Source organism: Campylobacter showae CC57C, assembly GCF_000344295.2.
Lineage (GTDB): Bacteria > Campylobacterota > Campylobacteria > Campylobacterales > Campylobacteraceae > Campylobacter_A > Campylobacter_A showae_B.
Genome location: NZ_AOTD01000073.1, coordinates 1 through 8,380, shown reverse-complemented (window position 1 = coordinate 8,380; position 8,380 = coordinate 1). Strand labels below are relative to the sequence as shown.

Here is an 8,380-nt window from a genome sequence, read left to right as displayed (position 1 = left end):
CGGCACCCGAGCCGTTATCGCCTCGCTACCGCGCCTTTGTAATCACTGCGAAAATCCGGCCTGTATCGACGTTTGTCCGACGGGAGCGAGCTACCAAAGAAGCAACGGCATCGTCAAAGTAAATAGCGCCGAGTGCATCGGCTGCGCGCTTTGCGCCGAGGCCTGTCCGTATCACGCCAGATACCTTAGTCTGCAAACCTACAAGGTCGATAAATGCACCTTCTGCGATCACAGACTGCGCGAGGGATTGCTACCTGCGTGCGTGGAGACTTGCGTGGGCGGAAGCCGCATAATAGGCGATCTAAACGACGAAAACTCAAATATCAGAAAATTTTTAGCCGCTCACGAGACGATGGTACTAGATAGTCCGAAAAATACGCATCCGCAGGTTTTTTACTACGGCGTGAGCGAAATTTTGGCTAAGAACGATAAAGAACTGGCGGCTAAAAAAGGCTACAAACAAGCGATCAGCTGGAGCGAAGAGATCGCGCTGTAAGGAGAAAATAATGCAAAGACGAGAATTTCTAAAAAACGCGGCGATGATCTCGGCTGCGGGCGCGACCGCTGCGGTAGCGGACGACGCGGGAAAAATAAAAGACGACTATAAACCGCAAGGCAGCTCGCTACAGCCCGAATTTAGCGTAAAAGACGGCAAAATTTCGATGAACGACGGACATAGCGTGGTATTTTCTATGTGTCACGGCTGCGTGGCAAAGTGCGGACTACGCCTGCACGTGGACGAAAAAGCAGACCGCGTGCTAAGATGCACGGGCAACCCCTATCATCCGCTATCAAACGTACACTGGGCGAGCTTTGATACCTCGATAAACGACGCATTACTAGCCACCACCGCTAGCGGCGAGGACGATCGGCGCGCCACCGTATGCGCTAGAGGCGCGGCGCTACCGGAGATGATAGCTTCGCCTATTAGGATTTTATCGCCGCTTAAGCGAGTGGGCAAAAGAGGCGAGGGCAAGTGGAAAAAGATCAGCTTCGAGCAGCTCGTCGAGGAGGTCGTCGAGGGCGGAGATCTTTTCGGCGAGGGACACGTGGACGGGCTTAGAGCCATACTCTCAGACGAGCTCATCGACGAGGCAAATCCGGAATACGGCACCAAGCGCAACCAGCTTTTGAGCTTTTATCTCTACGACGGACGCTCGGATATCGTCGATCGCTTTATCAAAAAATCTTTCGGCACTATAAATCACTACTCGCACGGCGGTATCTGCGGCGGCGGCTTTAGAGTCGGCGGCAAGATTGCGCACAACGCAAAGGGCTTTGCCCATACTAAGCCCGACTACGAAAACTCCAAATTTACCATCTACTGGGGTACCTCGCCCGCAAACGGCGGAAATCCGTTCCAAAAGCAAGCCAAAATGGTCGCCCACGCAAGAAGTAAAAACGACGGCTTCACCTATGCAGTGGTAGATCCGACGCTAACAAACGCCGTTAAATTTGCCGCCTCAGACAAAGGCCGCTGGATCGGTATAAAACCCGGCACCGACACTGCGCTTGCTATGGCGATGATACGCTGGATCATCGAAAACGAAAAATACGCCGCAAACTACCTCATGCAGCCAAATTTAGAGCAAGCAAAGCTAGCCGGCGAGATACACTGGTGCAACGCCACCCACCTAGTCATCACGCAAAAAGGCCACGCAGACTACGGCAAATTTGCGCTAGTTGGCGACGAGTGGCAGGTCTGCTCTCAAAGCGGCAAAATCCAAAGCTACAAAATAAACGAGCCGGCCAAGCTCTATTATAAGGGCAAAATTTTGCTTAATGGCAAAAAAGTCGAAGTCAAAAGCTCGATGCAGCTGCTAAAAGAGTCCGCCTATAAACACAGCCTAAAAGAGTACTCTAAAATTTGCGGCGTGAGCGTGGAGGATATCCTCTGGCTATGTGAAAATTTCACCAAAAACGGCAGGCAGGTTAGCACCAACGTCCACGGTGGCATGATGCACACGCAAGCAGCCATGAGCACGTACGCGATATTTTGTCTAAACACGCTCATGGGCACCTACGGCTACAAGGGCGGCAGCGTAAACGCAAGCGCGGGCACGCACGAGTTTTTAAAAGGTAGATACGATCTGGAGAGCTTCGAGGGCGCATACAAGCCAAACGGACTAAATTTATCCCGCTCGGGCAAGTATTACGAAACGAGCTCGGAGTTTAAGCGTAAAGTCGCAGCTGGCGGCAGCGGTTATCCTGCGCAGCAGCCGTGGTATCCTATCTCGATGCCGCTAGTAAACGAAACTCTCACTAGCCACGCAGCGGGCTATCCGTACAAGGTAAAAGCGTTTATAAACTACATGACAAACGTGATGTACGGGCAGGCGGGGCTCGAGGTTGCGGTACTAGACGCGCTAAAAGATAGCAAAAATTTACCGCTTTTCATCGGTATCGACGCCTTTATGAACGAAACTAACGCCTACGCCGACTACATCGTACCAGACGGCGTAAATCTCGAAAACTGGGCGCTTCCAAACTCGCTTTGGGGCACGATAGCTCAAACCTCTGTCGTGCGTTACCCGGCCGTCGCCGCTAAGCAAGACCACGCCGCAGACGGCACGCTAATCGACGTGGAGTCCTTTTATATCGCGGTGGCAAAGAGGCTCGGACTAAAAGGCTTTGGCAAGGGCGCCTTTAAGGATAAAGACGGAAAGCCGATGGATCTGGATACGAAGGAGCAGTATTACGCTGCGGCGCTAGCAAATTTGGCCTTTGACGGAGAGGGCATAAAAGATATCAGCAAAGAGGACTTAAAACTCAGCAAAATTTCAAAAACCATGAAAAAGTTCGAGCCGTTTTTAAAAGACGAGGAAAAGCCAAAAGTCGCGCACGTGCTGGCAAAAGGCGGTAGGTTTGACAGCTACGAAAGTGCATATAAGGGCGATAAAACCACGGTAAAAGTCCCGGCCGCTACGCCTGCTGCGATCTACTACGAGCCGCTTGGCGGACATAGGCACTCTATCACGGGCGAGTATATGCCGGGCACGCCGACTCTAGCCCTTGCGGTCGCTAGCGACGGTACTTCGCTGGAAAAGTTTTTCCCAAAATCAGAGTGGAAATACCTCGTAAGTTCGAGAAAATCAAACATCCAGCACTACTACACGATCGTTAGTCCAAAGCTACGCGCCATACATCCAAAAAATTTCGTAAGGATCGCCGAGGATATCGCAAGCGAGCAGGGTATCAAGACTGGCGACAAGGTCAAGATCACGACGCCGTACGGCTCGCAAACGGGCGAGGCCTTCGTAACAAACGGAGTCGCTAGCGGCGTCATCAGCCTCGAGCACGGTTTTGGACACGATGAGTTTGGCGCCAGGATGCATTTTATCGACGGCAAACCGGCCTTTTGGCTAGAAAGCGCGGAAAAAGGCGTAAATCACAACAAACTAGGCCTGCTAGATCCGAAGCGAAAGGGTAAATTTAGCCTAAACGACTGGCTAGTGGGCACATGTGCTAGACAAGCACTACCTGCAAATATCCGTAAAATCGGCTAAATTTAACGCGGCGGCTAGGGCATAGCCTGGTCGCCGTTAAATTTGACGATTCAGCAGTAAATTTAAAGTAGCGTAAATTTGTCGCGGACGGCGTCAAATTTGCAGTATTTTTAGGGCAATCCGCGCAAATTTGACAGCAAAATTTATCGATAGATATCTAAGCTCAAATTTAGTTCATCGATGACGCTAAGCATCTGCCTGACGTATCTTTGCTCGCGGCGAGCCTCGGCGATGTCTAGTTTATCAAAAAGCCGCCCCTCGAAAAAATTTCTCCTACTAAAGCAAAATAGATAAAATTTGTTATCCATAAAGGCCATGCTGGGCGATTTTAGCGTGTTTTTGTAGGCTTTTAATATATTTAGCTTGCCCATAAACGCAGGCGTCAGCAGGTATCTAGCCTCTATCTTATCCGTCGTAAAAACTCTAAAATTTTCATTAAATTTGACGTCGTCGAGCAGCTCTTTGTCGCCTAAAAATTTAGTATTGAAATCCTTACTCACAGCGACCGTTTTTCTGCGAAATTTCTTATTAAATTCGCAAACTAGCACGCTGCCTTTAAAGTCCGAATACTTGTCAAACGCATACTTTAGCAGGACGAACGCGGCGACGTATTTGTTATTTACGCGCGGGTATTCGCGCTCGTGATTGATGACCTCGCACAGGCTAAATTTGACGCCTTTATATACGCCGCGTACGCTATCTTCGCTATAAAATGTGCTCGGTCTATAAATCCCCGCCGCGTCAAATTCGCTCTGCGAAATGCCGCCGTAGGCGCTATACGTAAAGCTTTCGTCTATCTCGCCGATAAGTGCGCGGACGAAAACTTCTTTGTAAAATTCGTTGTATTCCTCTTTTACTTTTTCTACTTTTTCGATGTGATTAAGTATTTTAAAAAGATAACGAGAAATAACAAGCAAAAACGCCATCATAAAGCCAAATGACGAGAGCTGATCGCTATCAAATCTATTTCCGAAGATAAAAAAGAGCGCTATGACGCCGACGCCCAAAATAACGCTTGTCGGAGATACCGCGACTCTAGCTCGGCACTCTTTTTGTTTGTTTTTGGTTAATATAAATGCTTGCGAAATGGTTATTTGGTCGCTTTTGATTAAATTTTACGTAAATTTTGACCGAGAGCGGCTTAAAATAAAGTAAATCGGTCGGGTAAATTTGAGCGAGGATTTTTAAAATTTGAGAGATTTAGAGTCAAATTTTGACTCGGAGCAAATTTGGGGTTTGGCTAGTCAAATTTTGCCGCCATTTTTGAGCGTAAATTATAAGATCAAATTTGACCGAGCCTTGGCGCAACTCGTCAAATTTGCAGGTCGCAAAGCTCGCCAAATCAAAGAGGCCCGCCGCAAGCTTACTTCCCGCGCATGTCACGCAGGCAAAAAGCTCAAATTTGAGCGGTCAAATTTAGAGATTTTCTATCACCCGTTTTGTTTCTAGCGCGATTTCTAGCTCCTCGTTAGTAGGCACGACGAGAGTTTTTACCGCTGCGTCAGGGGCACTGAGATCTCGTATACCGCCGCTTGCGGCAAAATTTAGCTCGTGATCGATCTTTATACCCATGTGCGTGAGATCGTTGCAGATTTTCTCGCGACTATACGGAGCGTTTTCACCGATGCCGCCGGTGAAAACAACCGCATCCACTCGGCCCAAAACCGCGTAATACGCGCCGATATACTTTTTGATACGGTAGCAAAACATCTCAAATGCTAGATGTGCGCGCTCGTCGCCACCTTGCATCTTGACGACCACTTCGCGCATGTCGTTTGAGCCGCAGATGCCTAGCAGTCCGCTTTTTTTGTTTAAAAACGCGTCTATGCCCTCAGCCGTGAGCTCGCCTAAATTCAAAAGATAAGTAAGCACCGCAGGATCCATATCGCCGCTTCTAGTGCCCATTATCAGGCCTTCTAACGGGCTTAGGCCCATCGAGGTATCGACGCTTTTGCCCCCTTGTACGGCGCAGGCGGAGGCTCCGTTGCCAAGATGTAGCGAGATGGCGTTAAATTTCTCGTACGGCACGCCTAGATATTCGGCGGCCTTTTTGGTCACATAGTGGTGCGAAGTACCGTGAAAGCCGTATCTGCGGATATGTAGCCTCTTGCAAAGATCAAAGGGTAGGGCGTAGCGGTAGGCGTACTCTGGGATGGTTTGATGAAATACGGTATCAAAAACGACGACGTGAGGCACCTTTTTACCACTCTCATGCATCGCATTTTTTATACCGGCTAGGTGGCCCGGGTTGTGAAGGGGTGCCAGCACGGAGTTTTGCTCGATTTTGGCGATAACGTCGGGGGTAACTAGAGCCGAATCGCTAAAGCTCTCGCCGCCGTGCACGATGCGGTGCCCGATACCGTCTAGCTCGCTAAAATCATGCAGGATATTTGAGCTAACAAACAGCCGCCTCATCGCCTCAAGCCCCTCGTGGTGGTCTTTTAGCGGTGCGCGCTCCTCGTAAATTTTATCCGAGCTAACGTCTTTTAGCTTGGCATAGGAGCTTGCTTCGCCGATCTTTTCGACTAGGCCGCTAGCTATGACGCGGTTATCCGCCATATCGAAAAGCTGAAATTTAACCGACGAGCTACCTGAGTTTAAAACCAAAATTTTCACTATTTTTCTCCTTAGTTTGCGGCTTGTATCGCGCTGATTAGGACCGTATTTACGACATCTCCTACGCCGCATCCGCGACTTAGGTCGTTTACCGGTTTTTTTAGACCTTGCAAGATCGGTCCGACGGCGACGCAGTTTGCGCTTCTTTGCGCGATTTTGTAGCCGATATTGCCCGCGTTTAAATTTGGAAATACAAAAACGTTCGCGCGGCCTGCTACGTCGCTGTTTGGTAGCTTTTTGCGCGCTACTACGGGGTCTATGGCCGCATCGTACTGTACGGGAGCTTCGATTTTTAGGGCGGGGGCTAAATCGTGCGCTATCTCGCCAGCGCTTCTAACCAGATCGATATCAGCACCGCTGCCGCTATCTCCGCTAGAGTAGCTTAGCATCGCTACTCGTGGTTCTAGTCCAAAAGCGCTCGCCGTATCAGCCGAGGCTAGAGCGATTTGCGCTAGTTGCTGGGCATCCGGGTTTGGATTTATCGCGCAGTCGGCGTAGATCAGGATCTCTTCCGCAAAGCACATTATAAACGAGCTTGAAACTAGCGGGCTACCCGGGCGCGTTTTGATGATCTGAAGTGCTGGGCGGATGGTGTGTGCCGTGGTCGTGTTTGCGCCGCTCACCATGGCATCTGCCAGCCCTTCTTGCACCAGCATCGTGGCAAAGTACGTCCTATCTCGCACGAGTTCGCGAGCCTGCTCTAGGCTTACGCCCTTGCTTTTGCGAGCCTCAAAAAGCGCGGTGGTTAGGCGATCTGCGTACTCGTTTTTTTCTAAATTTATAAATCTCGCGCCGCTTAAATTTACCCCGAGCTTCTCCGCGTCAAATTTAATCTCGTTTTCGTCGCCCAAAAGGATCAAATTTACTGCGCCGCTTTTTAGTAAAATTTCGCTCGCTCTTAGTATCCGCTCGTCTTCGCTTTCAGGCAAAACGACGGTTTTTTTATCTCTTGCGGCAAGTTTAAATAGCGAATTTTCAAAGCGTAAAGGCGTGATGATATCTTGCTTTGCGTTTAAAATTTCATCTAAATTTCCGCTTACGATTAGCTTTGAGTTTCGCGTAAAAAAGCTCAAATTTTCGCGGCAAAAAACCGGAACGTTTAAATTTCTAGCGATCTGTAAATTTAGCTCTATTTCGCCGATATTTGCTATGCTTTGCGTGGGTTTAACGAGTACAAAATCAGCGCTCTCGGCCAGGCGGTCAAATTCATTTATCGCGCTTTTAAAAAACTCACGCTCGCTGCCGTTTTCAAAAGCCTTTTGGGTATTTTCTCGTCCATAAAAATCATTGATGGGGTCAAAAACGGCTACATTTTTAAATTTTGTTGATATAATTTCGTAAATTTCTTGAAAATTCGCGCCAAGCGCAAGGATAGAATCGGCCATAATTTTCCTTTTGGAACTTGATTTGCTTATTTTATCGTAAAATTTTCACTTTAAGGTAAAACGTGAGAAAAAATATTTACTTTTGCGCCCTTGCAGCAGCGTTTTTGAGCGGGTGCTTGCCTAGCGCCGACCCTCGCATAGACATGAAGCCACCCGTTTACGTCGAGCAGCTTCCTGCCAAACAGGTCAACAACCAGCCAAACGCGGGCAGCCTTTTTGGTCGCGGAGATAACCCGCTTTTTGCCGACCGCAAGGCGATGAACGTAAACGACATCGTAACCGTAGTCATCAGCGAGCGCGCCAACCAAAGCTCCAGCGGCAAGCACGACACGAGCAAAAATAGCACGATAAGCCTTGGCGGAGGGATATTTACCGCAGGCTCCGCGCCACTATCGACGCTAGCTACTCAGCTAAACAAGGCCGGCGACATCGGCTTTAGCGCGGGCAATAAAAACGAATTTACGGGAGCTGGATCTAGCGTGCGCGCAGAGGCCTTTACGACTACGATCTCAGCGCGCATCATCAAAGTGCTAGAAAACGGCAACTACTTTATCGAGGGTTCGCGCGAGCTGCTCATAAACGGCGAAAAGCAGATCATGCAGCTTAGCGGCGTGATCCGTCCGTACGACATCTCAAATGCCAACGAGATCGACTCGCGCTACATCGCCGACGCCAAGATATTATATAAAACCGAAGGCGACGTGGATAGGGCGACGAGGAAGCCGTGGGGGACGAAGCTTATGGAGGCAATCTGGCCTTTTTAAGCTTTTTTATGCTTAGCTAGATGGCTTGTCTTTTGAGTGCTTTTTGTGAATTTCGTTAAAATTTGACTCGATAGGCTATATGCCTTATCTTCGTCAAATTTTAACTTCA

General features: G+C 49.1%; 7 protein-coding genes. 4 read left to right on the top strand and 3 right to left on the bottom strand.

The genetic code is table 11. The features are described 5' to 3' along the window. On the top strand, window positions 1-496 hold a 496-nt coding region (locus H740_RS02945), incomplete at its 5' end, for a 4Fe-4S dicluster domain-containing protein (RefSeq protein ID WP_002951168.1). A gap of 10 nt (window positions 497-506) precedes the next feature. Further along, window positions 507-3,506 carry a molybdopterin-dependent oxidoreductase gene (locus H740_RS02940; protein WP_002951167.1) on the top strand — a complete coding sequence of 1,000 codons (3,000 nt, stop codon included), beginning with the start codon at window positions 507-509 and terminating at the stop codon, window positions 3,504-3,506. 143 nt (window positions 3,507-3,649) lie between these two features. Here the strand turns inward: H740_RS02940 and H740_RS02935 are convergent, their stop codons facing one another. Further along, entirely contained in the window at window positions 3,650-4,513 is an 864-nt protein-coding gene (locus H740_RS02935; protein WP_002951164.1) for a DUF3137 domain-containing protein, read from the bottom strand. A 184-nt stretch (window positions 4,514-4,697) separates the two neighbouring features. Between H740_RS02935 and H740_RS02930 the strand changes: the two genes are divergently transcribed. Continuing rightward, window positions 4,698-4,955, top strand: coding sequence for a hypothetical protein (locus H740_RS02930; RefSeq protein ID WP_002951162.1), 258 nt, complete (start codon window positions 4,698-4,700; stop codon window positions 4,953-4,955). On the opposite strand, the gene H740_RS02925 is transcribed toward H740_RS02930, so the two are convergent. Together H740_RS02925 and pta are read right to left on the bottom strand one after the other, a co-directional pair. Further along, complete coding sequence (locus H740_RS02925) at window positions 4,923-6,122, bottom strand: acetate kinase (protein ID WP_002951161.1); 1,200 nt, start codon at window positions 6,120-6,122, stop codon at window positions 4,923-4,925. The genes H740_RS02930 and H740_RS02925 overlap by 33 nt on opposite strands. 11 nt (window positions 6,123-6,133) lie before the next feature. Next, the gene (gene pta / locus H740_RS02920) at window positions 6,134-7,507 is read right to left on the bottom strand and encodes a phosphate acetyltransferase (protein ID WP_002951159.1); all 1,374 of its coding nucleotides are present in this window, start codon (window positions 7,505-7,507) and stop codon (window positions 6,134-6,136) included. 62 nt (window positions 7,508-7,569) lie between these two features. On the opposite strand from pta, the gene flgH reads away from it, so the two are divergent. Beyond that, window positions 7,570-8,271: a flagellar basal body L-ring protein FlgH gene (flgH, locus tag H740_RS02915; protein ID WP_002947754.1), complete on the top strand. Its 702-nt coding sequence runs from the start codon at window positions 7,570-7,572 to the stop codon at window positions 8,269-8,271. Window positions 8,272-8,380 lie beyond the last annotated feature (109 nt).

Bases quoted from the DNA above. Each gene is read 5' to 3' on its own strand.
- H740_RS02940 (WP_002951167.1), top strand. From the start codon at position 507: ATGCAAAGACGAGAATTTCTAAAAAACGCGGCGATGATCTCGGCTGCG.
- pta (WP_002951159.1), bottom strand. From the start codon at position 7,507: ATGGCCGATTCTATCCTTGCGCTTGGCGCGAATTTTCAAGAAATTTAC.